At 50.3% G+C, this 17,250-nt stretch carries 23 protein-coding genes; 16 read left to right on the forward strand and 7 right to left on the reverse strand.

Going from position 1 to position 17,250, the window contains the following annotated elements; all coding sequences use genetic code 11:
• Positions 1-65: 65 nt before the first annotated feature.
• From HRQ87_RS00320 to nth, 4 genes are all read right to left on the reverse strand, one after another.
• The gene (locus HRQ87_RS00320) at positions 66-1,940 is read right to left on the reverse strand and encodes a polysaccharide biosynthesis protein (RefSeq protein WP_174134366.1); all 1,875 of its coding nucleotides are present in this window, start codon (positions 1,938-1,940) and stop codon (positions 66-68) included.
• Positions 1,941-2,082: 142 nt separating this feature from the next.
• Positions 2,083-3,033, reverse strand: a complete 951-nt coding sequence (locus HRQ87_RS00325) for a calcium/sodium antiporter (RefSeq protein ID WP_174134367.1) — start codon at positions 3,031-3,033, stop codon at positions 2,083-2,085.
• An 84-nt stretch (positions 3,034-3,117) separates the two neighbouring features.
• Complete coding sequence (locus HRQ87_RS00330; protein WP_174134368.1) at positions 3,118-4,113, reverse strand: adenosine kinase; 996 nt, start codon at positions 4,111-4,113, stop codon at positions 3,118-3,120.
• Positions 4,110-4,754, reverse strand: coding sequence for an endonuclease III (nth, locus tag HRQ87_RS00335; RefSeq protein WP_174134369.1), 645 nt, complete (start codon positions 4,752-4,754; stop codon positions 4,110-4,112). The genes HRQ87_RS00330 and nth overlap by 4 nt, the downstream gene beginning before the upstream one ends.
• Before the next feature lie 108 nt (positions 4,755-4,862).
• Between nth and HRQ87_RS00340 the strand changes: the two genes are divergently transcribed.
• The 3 genes from HRQ87_RS00340 (at position 4,863) to HRQ87_RS00350 (ending at position 6,945) form a co-directional block, all read left to right on the forward strand.
• Positions 4,863-5,693: a bifunctional helix-turn-helix domain-containing protein/methylated-DNA--[protein]-cysteine S-methyltransferase gene (locus HRQ87_RS00340; protein ID WP_174134370.1), complete on the forward strand. Its 831-nt coding sequence runs from the start codon at positions 4,863-4,865 to the stop codon at positions 5,691-5,693.
• A gap of 98 nt (positions 5,694-5,791) precedes the next feature.
• On the forward strand, positions 5,792-6,091 hold the full coding sequence (locus HRQ87_RS00345; RefSeq protein WP_174134371.1) for a hypothetical protein: 300 nt from the start codon (positions 5,792-5,794) through the stop codon (positions 6,089-6,091).
• A gap of 185 nt (positions 6,092-6,276) precedes the next feature.
• Positions 6,277-6,945: a YiaD family glycine zipper/OmpA-like lipoprotein gene (locus HRQ87_RS00350; RefSeq protein ID WP_174134372.1), complete on the forward strand. Its 669-nt coding sequence runs from the start codon at positions 6,277-6,279 to the stop codon at positions 6,943-6,945.
• 146 nt (positions 6,946-7,091) lie between these two features.
• Here HRQ87_RS00350 and HRQ87_RS20410 read toward each other — a convergent pair whose 3' ends face one another.
• Entirely contained in the window at positions 7,092-7,214 is a 123-nt protein-coding gene (locus HRQ87_RS20410; RefSeq protein WP_281356556.1) for a hypothetical protein, read from the reverse strand.
• A 54-nt stretch (positions 7,215-7,268) separates the two neighbouring features.
• Between HRQ87_RS20410 and HRQ87_RS00355 the strand changes: the two genes are divergently transcribed.
• Complete coding sequence (locus HRQ87_RS00355) at positions 7,269-7,775, forward strand: hypothetical protein (RefSeq protein ID WP_174134373.1); 507 nt, start codon at positions 7,269-7,271, stop codon at positions 7,773-7,775.
• Here HRQ87_RS00355 and HRQ87_RS00360 read toward each other — a convergent pair.
• A complete protein-coding gene (locus HRQ87_RS00360) occupies positions 7,757-9,070 on the reverse strand; it encodes an AsmA family protein (RefSeq protein WP_174134374.1) in 1,314 nt (437 codons plus the stop codon). The genes HRQ87_RS00355 and HRQ87_RS00360 overlap by 19 nt on opposite strands.
• Before the next feature lie 379 nt (positions 9,071-9,449).
• Here HRQ87_RS00360 and HRQ87_RS00365 point away from each other — a divergent pair, with 379 nt between their 5' ends.
• The 11 genes from HRQ87_RS00365 to rimM all read left to right on the forward strand — a co-directional run bounded on the left by HRQ87_RS00365 (position 9,450) and on the right by rimM (position 15,320).
• Positions 9,450-10,037, forward strand: a complete 588-nt coding sequence (locus HRQ87_RS00365) for an endonuclease/exonuclease/phosphatase family protein (protein ID WP_246251595.1) — start codon at positions 9,450-9,452, stop codon at positions 10,035-10,037.
• Between the two features lie 195 nt (positions 10,038-10,232).
• Positions 10,233-11,708 (forward strand): signal recognition particle protein, encoded by a 1,476-nt coding sequence (gene ffh / locus HRQ87_RS00370; RefSeq protein WP_174134376.1) that lies wholly within the window; start codon positions 10,233-10,235, stop codon positions 11,706-11,708.
• Positions 11,705-11,866 (forward strand): hypothetical protein, encoded by a 162-nt coding sequence (locus tag HRQ87_RS00375; protein ID WP_174134377.1) that lies wholly within the window; start codon positions 11,705-11,707, stop codon positions 11,864-11,866. Before ffh ends, HRQ87_RS00375 begins: the two co-directional genes overlap by 4 nt.
• Positions 11,863-12,372: a GNAT family N-acetyltransferase gene (locus HRQ87_RS00380; RefSeq protein WP_174134378.1), complete on the forward strand. Its 510-nt coding sequence runs from the start codon at positions 11,863-11,865 to the stop codon at positions 12,370-12,372. Before HRQ87_RS00375 ends, HRQ87_RS00380 begins: the two co-directional genes overlap by 4 nt.
• Positions 12,369-12,872 carry a GNAT family N-acetyltransferase gene (locus HRQ87_RS00385; protein WP_174134379.1) on the forward strand — a complete coding sequence of 168 codons (504 nt, stop codon included), beginning with the start codon at positions 12,369-12,371 and terminating at the stop codon, positions 12,870-12,872. Before HRQ87_RS00380 ends, HRQ87_RS00385 begins: the two co-directional genes overlap by 4 nt.
• A complete protein-coding gene (locus HRQ87_RS00390) occupies positions 12,869-13,165 on the forward strand; it encodes a chorismate mutase (RefSeq protein ID WP_174134380.1) in 297 nt (98 codons plus the stop codon). Before HRQ87_RS00385 ends, HRQ87_RS00390 begins: the two co-directional genes overlap by 4 nt.
• A 40-nt stretch (positions 13,166-13,205) precedes the next feature.
• On the forward strand, positions 13,206-13,598 hold the full coding sequence (gene rpsP / locus HRQ87_RS00395; RefSeq protein WP_174134381.1) for a 30S ribosomal protein S16: 393 nt from the start codon (positions 13,206-13,208) through the stop codon (positions 13,596-13,598).
• 18 nt (positions 13,599-13,616) lie between these two features.
• A complete protein-coding gene (gene bluB, locus HRQ87_RS00400) occupies positions 13,617-14,246 on the forward strand; it encodes a 5,6-dimethylbenzimidazole synthase (protein ID WP_174134382.1) in 630 nt (209 codons plus the stop codon).
• Positions 14,246-14,683 (forward strand): EVE domain-containing protein, encoded by a 438-nt coding sequence (locus HRQ87_RS00405; RefSeq protein ID WP_174134383.1) that lies wholly within the window; start codon positions 14,246-14,248, stop codon positions 14,681-14,683. The genes bluB and HRQ87_RS00405 overlap by 1 nt, the downstream gene beginning before the upstream one ends.
• A complete protein-coding gene (locus HRQ87_RS00410) occupies positions 14,671-14,814 on the forward strand; it encodes a hypothetical protein (RefSeq protein ID WP_174134384.1) in 144 nt (47 codons plus the stop codon). Before HRQ87_RS00405 ends, HRQ87_RS00410 begins: the two co-directional genes overlap by 13 nt.
• Complete coding sequence (gene rimM / locus HRQ87_RS00415; protein ID WP_174134385.1) at positions 14,811-15,320, forward strand: ribosome maturation factor RimM; 510 nt, start codon at positions 14,811-14,813, stop codon at positions 15,318-15,320. The genes HRQ87_RS00410 and rimM overlap by 4 nt, the downstream gene beginning before the upstream one ends.
• 387 nt (positions 15,321-15,707) lie before the next feature.
• Here rimM and HRQ87_RS00420 read toward each other — a convergent pair whose 3' ends face one another.
• Positions 15,708-16,208 (reverse strand): hypothetical protein, encoded by a 501-nt coding sequence (locus HRQ87_RS00420; RefSeq protein ID WP_174134386.1) that lies wholly within the window; start codon positions 16,206-16,208, stop codon positions 15,708-15,710.
• A gap of 195 nt (positions 16,209-16,403) precedes the next feature.
• Here HRQ87_RS00420 and trmD point away from each other — a divergent pair, with 195 nt between their 5' ends.
• The gene (trmD, locus tag HRQ87_RS00425; RefSeq protein ID WP_174134387.1) at positions 16,404-17,225 is read left to right on the forward strand and encodes a tRNA (guanosine(37)-N1)-methyltransferase TrmD; all 822 of its coding nucleotides are present in this window, start codon (positions 16,404-16,406) and stop codon (positions 17,223-17,225) included.
• The last annotated feature ends 25 nt before the right edge of the window (positions 17,226-17,250 follow it).

A 17,250-nucleotide genomic window follows, 5' to 3' on the forward strand; every position in this document is an offset into this window, starting at 1 on the left:
CGATGTATTTTTTTATTTGACGTATTATGACTCACAACCATGGTTGAGGGAAGGAAAACATCCATCTATGATCCAGCTTTTTGGGCCGCAAAGCTGTAACCATATATCCAGTCTGTCAAAACAGCGCGGGCCTGATCGGCATTATTTTCAGAAATTGCATCACTTAGCATCCGAAGTGCGCGAGCCATTTCAAGTTCAGACAAATAGGCTTCGCGGACACGAAAGATTTTATCATGCAGCGTAATCTGGTCACCCGCATTCACCATCAGCTCTTCATGCAGCTTTTCCCCTGGGCGCAGCCCTGTAAACATGATTTCAATATCACCGTGTGGATTATCTTTGGTTTTGACTGAATAGCCTGTTGCCAGGATCATTTGGTGCGCCACATCCAGAATGCGTACTGGCTTGCCCATATCCAGAACAAAGACATCCCCGCCCTTGGCAAAATGACCTGCTTTCAAGACCAATTTCACAGCTTCTTGCGACGTCATGAAATATCGCGTGATATCAGGATGCGTAACCGTTACTGGCCCCCCGCGTGAGATTTGATCTTCGAACAAGGGCAACACCGATCCGGATGATCCCATAACGTTACCAAATCGCACAATCGAAAACGTTGTCGCCTTGGCCCTCGTGGCTAGATCCTGAACGATCAGTTCACTAAACCGCTTTGAAGCCCCCATGATATTCGCAGGGCGCACAGCCTTGTCGCTTGAAATAAGCACAAACCTTTGAACGCCATACTTATGTGCCGCACTTGCCAGAACAGCTGTACCTAAGACATTGTTTTGCAATCCGATTATCGGGTTGTGTTCAACAAGCGGCACATGCTTATATGCTGCCGCATGTAAAATCACGTCAATTTTATGCATTTGCAGCGATTTTTGAACCAGAATTTCATTCGTGATGGACCCCAGAATTGGCACAATCTCAACCGTATTTTCAGCAGACTTCAATGCTAGCAGTTCTTGTTGAATTGTATAAAGGCCCAGTTCGCTTAGATCGAAAAGAACAATGCGTCGTGGCTTGCAGTCCAGAATTTGACGACACAGCTCAGATCCGATGGTTCCACCTGCCCCAGTGATCAGAACTGACTTGTTTTTATAATCTTCGCAAACTGTCGCCGATTTATTTTCCTGTGGCTCACGACCTAAAAGATTGCTGATACGTAACGGCGACAACTGATCGAAAGGAACCTCTTCACCGGTCAATTGCGCAAAAGACGGCAAAGCCTGAACATCTATACCAAGCCTTTCAATCCGTTTGGTCAACTGGTTTGATTTTGCATCAGACAAAGATGGAACTGCCAGAATAACGCGTTGAATTTTCATTTCTTGAATCGTGTTTTCAAGATTGGCCGTCCGAAAAACCGGCAAACCCTTGACTGTTAGGTCAGCCAAAGCTGCATTATCATCTGCAAACGCGACAGGCTGCAATCGCGGGTGACGGCGCAGTGCTGTCACCAATTGAATACCTGTACGCCCAGCCCCATAAACCAGAACGCGCCTTACGGGTTCATTCACCCGGTAAAGCGCCATCATAATCTGTATTAAAATCAACCGACTGCCTGCAGATAACAGAAAGAAATTGATCGCAAATGATACGAAAACGGTAACCGGCGTGTCTACTGCGCTTAGCAGCGATAAAAGAAAAGCGATTACAGAAAGCGATATCGCAAAAAGGGCCGTATGCAAAAAGGCCGATACAGCATAGGCGTTCAGCATGGTGCGCGCGATGCCAGTTGTTTGTGCAATAAGACCCGCTGAAAGCATTAGCAGCGGCAATAGCGGCCACATACTTGAGTAGCGCGAAAGTGGGCTTAGCAAATCAGCATGAAGAAGTATCGTGCAAACAACCGCAATCGGAACAAGAAAGATGTCTAACCCAAGAAGAATGATGGATTTCTGTCTTTGAGAAAGCGAATTTATAAACCGCAGCATTCCACCTGACCAGTTCATACAAAATGTAGTTTAGACATTCATATATGAAACATAATTCCTTAATATATACAAGAAGATATCCCAAAAAAACGCCTTTAAGTTGTGAATTTACTATCTTAGCATTCTTGTATTGTCGCAAAGTCTAAGCGTGAAGCAAAAGCCAACCTAAATAAACAATATACCCGCCAACGAAGATTGCGCCCTCGCGACGTTTGATTTGCCAGTCTGTGATTGCAAAAACAACCAACCCCAAGGTTACAGCCACCATCACCCAGATATCGAATTCCGCAATCACGGCAGGAATTTGGAAAGGCTGCAGAACAGCGGTGACGCCAAGAATACCAAGTATATTGAAGATATTACTGCCAATAACGTTACCCAACGCGACATCGCTTTGACCTTTGCGTGCGGCGATGATGGATGTCACCAGCTCTGGCATCGATGTTCCCACGGCAACGATTGTTAAACCGATCACGGCCTCTGACAGACCCAAATCCTGTGCGATTGCAACGGCCCCCATCACCAGAAAGCGCGCGCTGAAAATCGTTAGGACCAGACCGCCAACAAGAAAGACCACCGGCACCATCATCCCATTTGGCGTCGTCACAATATCCGCTTCGGCCTGATAGGTTTCAGTCGCTTTGGTTTTGTTCCGACGCTCGACACTGATCGTGAACAAAAGATAGGTAACAAGCCCGCTTATCAACAACATCCCAACAAGACGGCTAAGCGACCCGTTCATCACCACAATAAGACAAAGCAAAGATGCCAACACCAATACCACCCCGTCGCGCCGCAATGCAGAGGGTGTCACCGCCAACGGACAAATAACGGCAGCCACGCCCAAGATAAGCAGAATATTTGCAATATTGCTGCCAACGACGTTACCCATGGAAATGCCTGCTGATCCTGCAAACGCAGCCTGAACACTGGTCACAAGCTCTGGGGTCGACGTTCCAAAACCGACTAAGGTCAGACCAATAATCATTGGCGATACATTAAACTTTTTGGCAATTGCGACCGCGCCGCGAACCAGACATTCACCACCTATGATAAGGCCGACCAGCCCAATCAGGACAAAAAGATAATCCATCGCACGACTTTCACGATAACTGTGTAACGACAGTCTTTCCGAACGGGAACGCTAAACGATTTTTACGATACGCAGAAATTCAGCCTAAACCGCAATACCTTGTTTTTGAAACAAGTCTTTCAGATTGGCTTCACTGCGCGCGCCAATGTGGCTGATAACCTCGGCTGCTGAAATACAGCCCATTTGGCCGCAGACCTCTAGATCATAGTTATTGGCAATGCCCCATAAGAATGCACTAGCGAACAGATCGCCCGCACCCGTCGCATCGACGACTGTTGTTGGATAAGCAGGCACATGCCAACGCTGATCGCCTGACAAAATATGCGCGCCGTTTTCACTGTCAGTACAGGCTAATATATCAACTTCAGAAGCAGCTTTCGCCAAAGCATCTTCAAAATCCAGACCTTGATACATCGCCATCAATTCTGCCCGATTACAAAACAATAGATTCACATGATCCTGGATCATCGTGCGAAACGCATCGCGGTGACGTTCAACGCAAAACGGATCGCTAAGTGTCAATGACACCTTGCCACCAGCCCCCTTACAGGCATTGATCGCCTTGGCAAAAGCATCATGGCTTTCGGGTCCGTCAAATCGATATCCTTCCAGATAAATCCATTCGGCGTCCTGCATTTGCGCGTCGATGATATCAGACACTTTCAGATGTTCCGTCACACCCAGATAAGTGTTCATCGACCGTTCACCGTCGGGGGTCACAACGATAATCGACCGGCCTGTTTCCTGCGGATCGCTTTTGGGGGCCAATACAGTGTCATAGTCTGCGCCTTGCGCGCGCAGATCGTGGGCAAAGATCGCGCCAAGCTGGTCGTCTTTCACTTTGCCAACATAGGCTGTCCGCCCCCCAAGCTGTGCAATCCCGGCAATTGTATTGGCTGCGGACCCACCGCTGATTTCACGTGCAGGGCCGACCTTGGAATAAAGATCAACGGCACGATCCATATCGATCAGTTGCATAATGCCTTTTTCGATCCCTGCGTCCTTTAGAAAGCTGTCTTCGGCATGGCTTAGAATATCAACAATGGCATTTCCAATGCCAACAACTTGGTACTTTTTCATAGGGTTTTATCCTCAAAAGGGCACAGATCACGGATTAGGCAATTGGCGCATATGGGTTTGCGGGCCTTACACACATATCGACCATGCAAAATCAACCAGTGATGGGCATGAAGCTGAAAATCAGCAGGAATGTGATCTTCGATGGCACGTTCTACGGCTACGACGTCTTTGCCTGGCGCGATGCCTGTGCGGTTACCAACACGGAAAATATGGGTGTCGACCGCTTGTGTGGGTTGGCCCCACCACATATTCAACACAACATTGGCCGTCTTGCGCCCGACGCCCGGCAGGCTTTCCAGCGCCGCCCGGGAATTTGGGACCTGCCCCCCATAATCATCCACCAGAATGCGGCTAAGTTTCATCACGTTCTTAGCTTTGTTGCGATAAAGACCGATGGTTTTGATATATCCGATCAATCGATCTTCGCCCAGATCCAGCATCTTTTGCGGCGTATCCGCGATTTTGAACAGATCGCGCGTCGCCTTGTTAACCCCAACGTCTGTCGCTTGGGCCGAAAGCGCCACAGCAACCACCAATGTATAGGCGTTGGTATGCTCAAGCTCGCCCTTTGGCTCAGGCTCAGCCTCTTGAAAGCGGGTAAAGATCTTGCGGATCGTGTGATAATCAAGCTGTTTTGCCATTCCGGGCGGTATGCCTTGCCCCGACGCATCAGGCAAGTGAATTTGCCGCAAGAAACGGGTCGCAGATTGACAGCGGACAGTCTAGCTTGGTGACACAGGAGAAGAACAATGCCCGACACGACCTATCACTATCAAGTTATGCGCCGTGCTTTGGATATCATCGACCGTGACGATGGTGCGCTGTTGTCACTGGATGAGTTGGCAAATGAAATGCAGATGAGTCCGTCACATTTCCAGCGTGTGTTCAGTCAATGGGTCGGCGTATCACCCAAACGCTATCAGCAATATCTAACATTGGGCCACGCCAAGGCGCTGTTGCAAGACCGGTTTACAGTGCTTGAGACATCAAACATCACCGGCTTGTCCGGCACAAGCCGCCTGCACGATCTTTTTGTAAAATGGGAAGCGATGAGTCCCGGTGATTATGCCCGCCGCGGTGAAGGGTTGACCATCCGGTACGGTTGGTTCGATAGCCCCTTTGGCCGCGCTTTGGCGATGGGGACGGAAAAAGGGCTGTGTGGTTTGGCCTTTGCCGCCGAAACGGGCGAAGCATCCACAATGGCCGATATGCAATCGCGTTGGCCCAAAGCTGAGTACCGCGAAGACAAGGGGTTTCTAGAACAATGGGTCGCTGCCACATTTGGCCAACAGGGTCAAACCGCATTGCATCTTTTGGGGGCCCCGTTCCAGATCAAAGTGTGGGAGGCCCTGTTATCCATCCCAACTGGTCAGGTCACGACCTATTCCGAAATCGCCAACGCTGTAGGATCCCCTAAAGCCGTCCGCGCCGTCGGCACCGCCGTGGGCCGCAACCCGGTCAGCTGGCTGATCCCCTGCCACCGCGCCATGCGAAAGTCCGGGGGCTTGGGCGGATACCACTGGGGCCTGCCCGTCAAACGCGCAATGCTGGCGTATGAGGCGGCTCGGGCTGAGGCATAGGTATTTTGCATTTTATTCGCCATGTGATTTAGACAATTGTTATGGAAGAAATTGACCAAATAGTAATACATAAACGCATTCGTAACAGAGTGATTTAATTGCTGGATCTTACATCCTCTTACAAAGCTATGGCACCTTTTGGAGCATTCGAAGTAATCAATATGGTCGATGATTGGTTGCCAATCGATCACTCAGCTGCACCTGACGTTTTTAGCGATACCGAACAAGAGTTGATCTATAACTTTCTTAAATTAGTCAATCTGGCAAGCGAAGCGACACTATGTGATATTCATGACGAACCGACATTAAAGAGCTCAAAAGAATGGCGCGAACTTTCGCAATTTTCTGTTTTTGCGCATGGAAAATTCATAAGTATAGACCTTTCAAAAGAAACCTAATATTTGTAACTCATCAATATAGAATGCTAATTTTCCTAAAAATAAACGCGTTTGATTAATGTATAGTCGCTTTGACTTACGCAAATATCCGCCAAAAAATCGGGTGATATTGGATAACAAAGCGATTATAGCAGATAGTTGAGCAGTCAAGCGTACGCGCTGCCAAAAAATATGAAGAGGCGAATATGATAAAAGCGAAATTTCTAGGTCTTGCCGCAACGGTTTCCATTATGTTGCTGGGGGCTTGTACGGATCCAAACACCTCTGGTGGAACGGACCCGAACCGTAACACCAAAACCGGTGCAATCGTTGGTGGTATTGCTGGTGCGATCATTGGATCGGCAACAGCGGGTGACGATGGCGATGAACGCCGTCGCGGTGCAATCATCGGTGGTCTTGCCGGTGCAGGTGGTGGTGCTTTGATTGGCCGCCAGCTGGATAAACAAGCTGCCGAATTGCGCAATGATCTGAATAACAACATCGATGTTGTTAACACAGGCGAACGCCTGATCGTGACAATGCCTCAGGATCTGTTGTTCGCAGTGGACAGTACACGCGTGCGTCCCGATCTACGCAGCGATCTGTTTGTTCTGTCGCGCAGCCTGAACGATTATCCTGACAGCAGCGTGATCATTATTGGTCACACCGATAACACCGGACCTGCAGGTTATAACCAAGATTTGTCAGAACGTCGTGCGCGGTCTGTTGGATCAGTTCTAACCGAAGGTGGCGTCAGCCAGCGTCGCTTGCGTACCATCGGTCGCGGTGAAGAACAGCCCGTCGCCAGCAACCTGACCCCAGAAGGTCGCGCGCAAAACCGCCGGGTTGAGATCGTCATTCAACCTAATACCTAACGACCCGCCATACTCACGGGAAGAAGACGAACGGCGCGAAGGATCCTCTTTCGCGCCGTTTTATATTGCCTAAGGCTTTGTTCATTCCATGACATAAGAAGACGGCGCTCGGTTATACATGGCGGTGTGGATAAGTTAAGATCAAGCTACAGTGGTGTGTGCCAGTTTTTAATCCTGATGCCGCGCCATTCTGTAAACAGTAATGTCGTCCGGATCGACCCGCCGTCCGCCCAATGCAATCCATACATCGGCCCAGCTATTCCATCCATATGTTTGATCATGCTTTCCCTATTTCGGCCACAAAGTCGTTTCACATCTAAGCCATGAAAATCACACGCAATACCCCCGATCAGCTTATCCTTGATTACACACCTTGGATTCATGGCATTGGCATCGCTGCCGTTACATTCGCGATTACGGGGGTCAGCATCGGAACGATCCTGTCGGGCAGTTGGAAGGGGCTTTTTCCCCTGATCATCGGTGGGCTGACAGGTGGGTTGCTGTTTGTGTTTTTTGTCGAACGCACACAAGCGATCTTTGATGCCAAAAATGGTACGGTCACATTACGTAGAAGAACAGTTTTCAAATACGACCAGGTCCAGTTTGATTTGTCGGATGTGCAGCAGGCCGTTCTTGAAGAACACCTGAGCGTTAAAAAAGGGAATATGCAGTCGGATGTTGTACTGTACCGTCCGTCTGTGAAGATTGGGCCAGGCCAAGACGAAGGCATCTATGCCTTGCATGAGGTTTATACCGATCAACGCGGACCGCAGAATATTGTCGACACAATCAATAAATGGTGCGCGCAGGCTTATTCCGGCGCGATCTGATCATCACTTTGGAAAATGCCTTTGATCCGATCGCCCAAGGTATTTATACGCTCTTCGGTTTCTTCGGCGCGTTCCCCAAGATTATCCGAAATTGCCTTTATGACACCGTCAAGCAGCGCATCCCAAAACACTGTCATATCTGTGGTGGCACCGTTGCGCAGCCCGTCCTGATCAAAGCGCATCTGAAAGCCCAAACTAGCGTTCCCACCACGATCTTCGACAACCTTATCCAGCACTGAAATCACTAATCGTTGCGTACGCCCAGCATCATCGGGTGCGTCTATTTTAGTGTCTTTCAGATCAAGTTGCCAATCCATGTCGATGTAATCGTCCGTCAGATCCCATTCGTCCTGAACATGCGCCGAAATCGTTCCGCCATTCAGCCAGGTAAAGGGCGCACGATCAACAAATGATGCGGCCGTGGTAACCGGCACATCATCAAACCTCCATTCTGTCCGCCGCCCGTACTCTGACAGTACTGTGGTCCGCACCACCAGTGGTACATCATTCACATTTGCATCCAGATTAGAGCGTAAAAACAGATCAAAAACCGCCATGTGACTGCGGAACGGTTGGCTGGTGGCCTGCGCGATCTGTAACGAATGCGATTTTTGATCCGCGCCAATGGCAATGATCGAGATATCGGAGAATGCAAGATCATTCACTGTAAAACCGCGTTTGCGACGGGGTTCACCGTCACGTTGGGACCTATCTGTGTTTTGCTTTTCTCTTTTGGGCGGCAGAACGATTGTGCCCACGGCATCATTCAGAACCAGCTTTTCGATCACAACATCCCGCGACAGCAACGTCCACATGTTCACGTCAATCTCAAGATTTTCCGCAAAGCCCATCATCAACCCTGTATCACGAAGACCCGTTCTATCGCGTATCTCAAGATCACGGATGGTCAGCTGGCCCGTAAAGATATCACCCGATGCACCCGTATATTCGATTTCATAATCGGTACGCTTTTCGATCTGCCCCAAAGCCAGACCCACAGCAGCATCAAAAGCCAGATAGTTAATTGTGACCACCGCAACACCAACAAAGACCAGCGGTACTGCGATCCAATGCAGATATTTTCTGCGTTTGCGTTTTATAGGTGCAGGTGCTTGATCGGGTGTCTTTTGTTCAGTCTTTTTATCGCGCTTCGCTTCAAACAAAGCCTGAAAGATCATAATAAAAAAGGTAACAACGGCCTCTAATATCGCCGCAACAATACCAAAGATCACACTTAGAAATGGATAAATTGCAAAAACAAGTAGTTCACCAATAATAAGTAATAGCGCTTCCATGAATGTACCTTGTATTTAAAAATTCTGCAGTATTCGCCAAACTAGGTATTTTATATGCTGTAATCATATAATGATGTGAAAAGTTGGAAATCAAATCCTTATAAGAATAATCATAATCAGCAGTCCTCTTTTACCGCTTTTTGCAAGCTATGGTGGTGCCGTTCATCCATTAGGTGACTCATTGGCTGTATTTCGAATTGAGCTTGCAATTTTATGTCTGATGACCGCTTTTATATTAGCATTCTTCAAAAAATGGCGTGCTGTACTGCTTATAATTTTTTTTGCGGGTTTCGCGTCATTACCAATTCTAATCGATTTTCAAAGATCGCAAGATTTAGCATCACCATATGCACTGTATCAGAAAAACCTGTCGTTCCGGATGGTGGATCATCGCCCAATCATTAATGACATAAACGCGGCAAACGCAGATTTTGTGACATTACAAGAAGTCAGTCGTCGTAATTGGTCCGTCCTGAATGGTATCGAAAATGCGGTGCCATATCAGGCTGTTTGCCCTTTTGCTGCGATCGGGGATGTGGCGATTGCATCGCGATGGCCCATCATCAAGGATTCTGTCATTTGCCCTGAAAAACTTGGTATGGTGGCCGCGCAGTTTGAAACGCCAGACGGTAAAGTCTGGCTGGTTTCAATCCACCTGCATTGGCCATGGCCCCATGGTCAACGCGGACAAGCTGAGAAGATTATTGATATTTTAGAACCGCTTGACGGTCCCATTCTGATAGGTGGCGATTTCAATATGGTACCGTGGTCATACATTCTTGGTCATTTTGTTGATGTTACAGATACCAAGATTGCCGGGCCTGTTATACGTACTTTTCCCTTGCGCGATCTTGTCGTTTTACCAATTGACCATATTTTTGCACCAGCGCACGGCCAGATAGAAAGCCGCCCGCAACTTGGATCAGATCACTTTGGTATCGTGGCGCAAGTTGGCCTGACCCTTTAGGTTTGGCTTGACTCAGATTACCTCACCCTCTAAATCCGCCTTAATCACAACGGAAGTTCAAAACTTCCGGTCTCTTACTTGAAAGAGATCGCCATCCGTCAGCGAGTTTCGCCCACGGGTGCAATTGTGCTTTGAACGGTCGCTTCCTACGTTAAGCGACACATGGGTTAATCAGGCCGAAGGAGGGCCGAGGGCATGTTTGAAAATCTATCCGAACGTCTCTCTGGCGTTTTCGACAAGCTGACCAAGCAAGGTGCGTTGTCTGACGAAGACGTCAAAACGGCCCTGCGCGAAGTGCGCGTTGCCTTGTTGGAAGCGGACGTTTCGCTGCCCGTGGCCCGCGATTTTATCAAAGCCATTCAGGATAAAGCCACCGGTCAGGCGGTGACCAAATCCGTGACGCCCGGTCAGCAGGTCGTCAAGATCGTGCATGACGAACTGGTTCATGTTCTGGCGGGCGACGAAGAAGACCCTGGCGCGCTGAAGATCGACAATCCACCCACGCCCATTCTGATGGTGGGTTTGCAGGGGTCGGGAAAAACCACGACGACCGGTAAACTGGCCAAGCGCCTGACCGAAAAGAACGGCAAGCGGGTGTTGATGGCTTCGCTTGATATCTATCGCCCGGCCGCGATGCAGCAGCTGGCGGTTCTGGGCACGCAGATCGGTGTGGACACCTTGCCGATTGTGGCCGGTGAGACTGCCGTGCAGATCGCCAAACGCGCCAAGCAGCAGGCGACCCTGGGCGGCTATGACGTCTATATGCTGGACACCGCCGGACGTCTGCAGATCGACCAGACCCTGATGCAAGAGGTCGAAGATGTCCGCGATGCGGTGAACCCGCGTGAGACCCTGCTGGTGGTCGATGGCCTGACCGGTCAGGTCGCGGTTGAGGTGGCCGAGGAATTCGACGGCAAGATCGGCATCAGCGGCGTGGTCCTGACCCGGATGGATGGTGACGGGCGCGGCGGTGCGGCGCTGTCTATGCGCGCTGTGACCGGCAAGCCCATCAAATTCGTGGGCCTTGGCGAAAAGATGGACGCGCTTGAGGAATTCCACCCTGAACGGATCGCTGGTCGTATTCTGGGCATGGGCGACATCGTCAGCCTTGTGGAAAAAGCCCAGGAAACGATCGAGGCTGAAAAAGCCGAACGCATGATGAAGCGCTTTCAGAAAGGTCAGTTCAACATGAACGACCTGAAGATGCAGCTGGATCAGATGCTGAAAATGGGCGGCATGGAAGGGATCATGGGCATGATGCCCGGCGCTGGCAAGATGGCGAAACAGGCCGAAAAGGCAGGTTTGGATGACAGTATTCTGCGCCGCCAGATCGCCTTGATCAACTCCATGACCAAGAAAGAACGCGCCAACCCGCAAATCCTGCAAGCCAGCCGTAAAAAACGGATCGCCAAAGGGGCGGGCCTTGAAGTCAGCGAATTGAACAAGCTGATGAAACAGCACCGCCAGATGTCCGATATGATGAAGAAGATGGGTAAAGGCGGGATGCTGAAAAAAGCGATGGCCGGGATGTTTGGCAAAGGCGGCCCTTCCGAGGCCGAGATTGCAGCAGCACAAAAGCAAATGGGCCAGATGCCGGGGGGATTGCCCGGTCTTGGCGGTGGCGGCATGCAGCTGCCCCCCGGTCTATCAGGGTTCGGCAAGAAGAAATGATTCCCATCGGCGATCTTCCTACGCTGGCCCAATCGGCCCGCCAGGCTGTGCCCTACTATGCGGGCCAGGCGGCGCGTCGTTTGCGCGCCGTGCGTAAGGCCAAGCCACGGTTGCGGCGCAAACCAGTGCTGCGGAAAAACGGCAGGGCTGCGCGATGAACCCTGTTTTGCAGACCGAACGCCTGACGATGCGGATGCCCCAGCCCAAGGACTGGGATGGGTTTCGTGACTTCATGACATCGGAACGGTCCCGCTATGCCGGTGGACATCTGACCGAAGCGAAAGCTTATCGTGCCTTCGGTTTTGAACTGGGCCACTGGCAGCTGCGCGGCTTCGGGTCATTCGCGGTCTGTCTGAAAGGCACGGATGACGCCATCGGTATGGTCGGCCCCTGGCAGCCTATCGAATGGCCCGCCCCTGAAATCGGCTGGTTCATCTGGCAAACGCACGAAGGTCAGGGCTATGCCTATGAAGCGGCGGTCGAGGCGCGCCGCTACGTCTATGAAGTGCTGAACTGGCCCAGTGCCGTCAGCTATATCGACCCCGCCAACGCCCGCTCTATCGCATTGGCCGAACGCCTTGGCGCGACGCTGGATAAAGACGCCCAGCCGCTTGATCCCGGCGATTTGGTCTACCGCCACCCGGCACCGGAGGCGCTGCAATGATCCCCGTTTTACGCACAAAACGGCTGATCCTGCGTGGAGCCGTTATGGATGATTACCCTGCGGTTGAAGCCTTTTTTAAATCTGATCGCGCCATTGGAACGGTTGGAAAATCTGATAATACAGCCGACGCGTTTCGCCGATTTGCAACCTTTGTCGGGCATTGGCATCTTATGGGCTTTGGTTGGTGGATGATCGAAGAAAACAACCAACCTGTTGGAGTTTGCGGCATTCACCACCCGCCACAAAAACAGCATATGGAATTGGGTTGGAGCCTATTTGAAGACGCCGAAGGTCGCGGAATTGCATTTGAGGCAACAACTGTGGCGCTTGACTATGCCAAGACCTTTCTGACTCCATCGAAATTGGTCAGCTATATTTACGATGGGAATATCCGTTCAGAAAGACTGGCCCAGAAACTGGGCGCTGTACGGGATGATCAAACCGCACCACACAATGATGCCGTTTACGCTTGGGTTCATCCGTTGGGAACAAAAGAATGACCGATCCAATAGCCCACGCCGCCGAGGTTCTGAAAGACCACCGCAACAGCATCGACCGGCTTGATGCGATCCTGGTCTATACTTTGGGCGAACGGTTCAAGCACACGCAGGCTGTCGGCAAACTCAAAGCCCAACACGACCTTCCCCCGTCCGATCCCACCCGCGAAGCCACCCAGATCGAACGACTAGAAGATTTGGCACGTCGGGCTGACTTAGACCCCGAATTTGCTAAGAAATTTCTGAATTTCATCATTCAGGAAGTCATCCAACACCACGAAAAACATCAAGAATAACAGGGGCTTTCCCTGTCCAAGCCAAATAGGAGAATACACAATGGCTATGAAAATCCGGCTCGCCCGGGGCGGCTCAAAAAAGCGTCCTTTTTATCGTATCGTTGCGGCTGACAGCCGTATGCCCCGCGATGGTCGTTATGTCGAAAAACTGGGCACGTATAACCCATTGCTGCCGAAAGACAGCGAAGATCGCGTGAAAATGGATCTGGATCGCATCAAACATTGGATGGGTGAAGGCGCTAAACCAACTGATCGTGTGGCCCGTATGCTGGAAGCCGCAGGCGTCATGGACAAGAAAGAACGCAACAACCCTAACAAAGCCGAACCTGGCAAAAAAGCCAAAGAGCGCGCTGAAGAAAAAGCGGCCAAAGCTGCGGCCCCGGCCGAGGAAGCGCCAGCAGAAGATGCAACCGAAGAAGCGGCAAGCGAGTAAGTTTGCCTTTTCAACGGCATGCATGACTTCTCGGATCTTTTCCAGGGTGAGCTGATCCAGCTCATGCGATGGCGGCGCGATGTGCGCCGCTTTCGCACTGATCCGGTGGACAAGGCACTGCTCACGCGGTGCCTTGATGCTTTTGTGACTGCCCCGTCTGTCGGATTGTCAGAACCTTGGCGAATTATATGTGTCGAAAGCGACCCTGCCCGCGCTAAAGTTATTGAAAATTTCAATAAAAACAACGCGGAAGCTTTATCAGAATACGACGGAGATCAGGCAGAATTATACACAACATTAAAGCTGGCGGGCCTGCAAAATGCCCCGGTTCATTTGGCTGTTTTTTGCGATGACACGACGGAAAAAGGTCATGGCCTTGGCACTGCTACAATGCCTGAAATGCGACGGTATTCGGTAGTCAGTGCGATCATGCAATTTTGGCTTTTAGCGCGGGCGTATGGATTGGGGGTTGGCTGGGTATCGATCCTTGACCCGGTTCAGCTGATACATGATCTGGATTGCCCCAAGGATTGGATATTGGTTGGATACCTGTGCGTAGGCTGGCCAGAGACACCCGATCTGACCCCGGAACTGGAACAAGCGGGTTGGGAAACGCGCGCGGCCAATTTGACGATCGAGACACGGTGATGGGCACGCGATATTGGATTGGTGTTGCGGATAAGTCCTATGTCACAGCCGCTGTTACAGAAAATATCTGTTTGTTTTCAGGGGGTCAGAAAGCCGTCATTCAAAATATGAATTCTGGCGACGGGGTGATTTATTATTCCCCAAAGCAATCACATAGTGGTGGGGCATTGCAGTGCTTTACAGCATTGGGCCAGGTGGTTGGCGACACGGTTTATTACAAGGATGACTGGCCCGACCATCCGAAATTCAAAGCGTGGGTACGGACGTGTTCGTATGAAAAGACGGGCGATACAGCAGTGCAGTCTGTGCTTGATCGTCTTGAATTTATTATAGATACAACTGACTGGGGCGTAAGTTTTGAACAGGCGCAATTTGAAATATCTGAAAATGATTTCAATATGTTAGCTAAAGCGATGAGGTCTGAATGTTCCGATTGATCCGGCTTTTGATCTTCACGGCGGCTGCCTTTGTCGCAGGGATTGTGTATCAGATGGTGCAGCATAGCGAAAAATGCAGCCAAGCAGGCGGGGAAGTCGTGCGCGGGATTTGTACAGGGGAAAACAGATGACAGACCTGGTTTGTGTGGGCGTAATTGCAGGGGCTTATGGGGTCAAAGGCCAAGTGCGGCTGAAAAGCTTTTGCGCCGATCCACAAGCGATTTTCGGCTATCGGCTGAGCGATGAGACGGGTGAAAAAGAGTTTCACATCACTTTGTCCCGCCCAATGAAAAACGGCTTTGTTGCACAGGTTAAGGGATTGAAAAATAAAGAGGAAGCAGACGATCTGAAAGGCGTAAAGCTTTATTCAAATCGTGACGATCTGCCAGATTTGGACGAAGATGAATACTATCACGCCGACCTGATCGGCATGGATGTTTTGGACACAGGCGGCACGATTTTAGGACAGGTAAAATCCGTGATGAACCACGGTGCTGCCGACCTGATTGAGGTGCACGGACCGGGTCTGAAGGACACTGTTTTGCTGCCCTTTACCCGCGATATTATCCCGACAGTCGATATGGCCACACGCCGTATCATCGCCGACCCGCCCGAGGGGTTTTTCCCGGGAAATTAAATGCGTTCGGTGAAGATGAACGGCCCGACCGTTGCGCCAGATGGGCCGACAGACCCCCCCGTCACGCAGTTTTGTATATTTTGTACACGGGTTTTGTACTTAAATTTTTGTACAAAACTGCACCGCGCACTGAGTCGGGGTCAAAATGCCACCAAGTCAATGAGGGCGATGCTGTAGGGATTTGGTATGAATTGGTCGGGCGTTAAGGTGGGTTAAAATACACCTAAGAAATGTTTACCACTCTCGCATTTGAATAAGCAAAGTGAACCTTTGACGTACCAATCTAGCGGAACGGGCGACCGCACACCAATTCTGCTTTTGGGATACATGAACTGCCTCCAGCAGCTTTCGTTATTTTCACGCTGCCACCAGTAAAGAGTTTGGCGTTCAAGTGGAGATATTTTCAGAGGCTAAAAATACCCCAGATCCTGGGCTTATATCCCCAATTGTCCAAGAAGCATTTTCATATCGGCAAAAGTATTCACTTGCCTGAAGGGTAAATTTTGCAGCGCCGACCCAACCAATGAAGACTGTTTCCAAGTTGCTTACGACAGCAACATCTTCTGGAAAGAAAGTCAGTTCTATAAATGGTGATCCGTCGTCTTCACTACAAACAAAAATCTGCACGTTATTGATAATTTCGAAAGAGTTTGCGTAACTCAAATGAACATACCCAGTTTTCTGTACGCTAGCTTTAACGCTTTTCCAATATGGCTCTAAAAGCGAATTGCCCTCTCCGTCAGCTGAAGAGTACTCACGAAACAGTTTTTCTGACCTTTTTATGAACTCTTCAACACCGTCCCACGTCGGTTGTAAAAAATTCACATCTCGGCATGATCCATCATCGTCATCAAGAATGCTAGTTTCAATCTCGCTCAATCGATCCATGATGAATATTCTCTAAATTTTGAATTTTTTCATAACATATGACTAGAGGTACCGTCTGCACTGTCCTGCATAACAACCACTAAAACTTATTTTCATCGAACAAAAATATATTTCACTCAAATCATTTAATCTCTTCTGCTCAAGTCTTTAAATCCCGTCATTCCCATTCCAGCCAACTTATCCTAAACCACCCCTATGACAGATGCCCCGAAATCCCATGGTCGCAAGTCGATCCGTGTCACGGCGCAGCCGCGTGAGTTGATGACGCATGCGCCCAAGTTGGCCAGTACTTGGACGGCGAAGGTGATCACTTTGTTCCCCGAAGCATTTCCGGGGGTGTTGGGCCAAAGTCTGACGGGCAAGGCGCTGAAGGATGGGCTTTGGCAGTTGGAAACTGTCGATCTGCGCCCTTTTGGCGACGGCAAGCATCGTAATGTTGATGACACGCCTGCGGGTGGTGGGGCTGGCATGGTAATGCGGGCGGATGTCTTGGGCCGGGCGATTGCGCATGCCCAGCGTGATACACACGGGGTTTGGCCGCTGATCTATCTGTCTCCGCGGGGCAAACCGTTGACGCAAGCCATGGCACAGCAGTTTTCGCAAGGCGACGGGATGACATTGTTGTGCGGTCGGTTCGAAGGCGTGGATGAGCGTGTAATCGACCATTTCGGCATTCAGGAAGTGTCGTTGGGTGATTTTGTCCTGACAGGGGGTGAGATTGCCGCACAAGCCTTGATTGATGCGACGGTCCGGCTTATACCGCGCGTGCTTGGGAATCACGAATCCACTGAAGATGAAAGTTTTTCAGACGGATTGCTGGAGCACCCACAATACACTAGGCCCGCCGTTTGGGAAGGTCGCGCGATACCGGAAATACTTCAATCCGGCCATCATGCGAAGATCACTTCCTGGAGGCGCGCAGAAGCCGAAAGGCTGACAAAGGAACGACGACCTGATCTCTGGCGGGCTTATTGTGCGATGCATGATAGGGACCCGGATGAAGACCAAGAGCTCTGAGGGCGCGCAAACTTCGCGGAAAAAA

It is taken from the genome of Parasulfitobacter algicola (assembly GCF_013315265.1).
In the GTDB taxonomy this organism is placed as follows: domain Bacteria; phylum Pseudomonadota; class Alphaproteobacteria; order Rhodobacterales; family Rhodobacteraceae; genus Parasulfitobacter; species Parasulfitobacter algicola.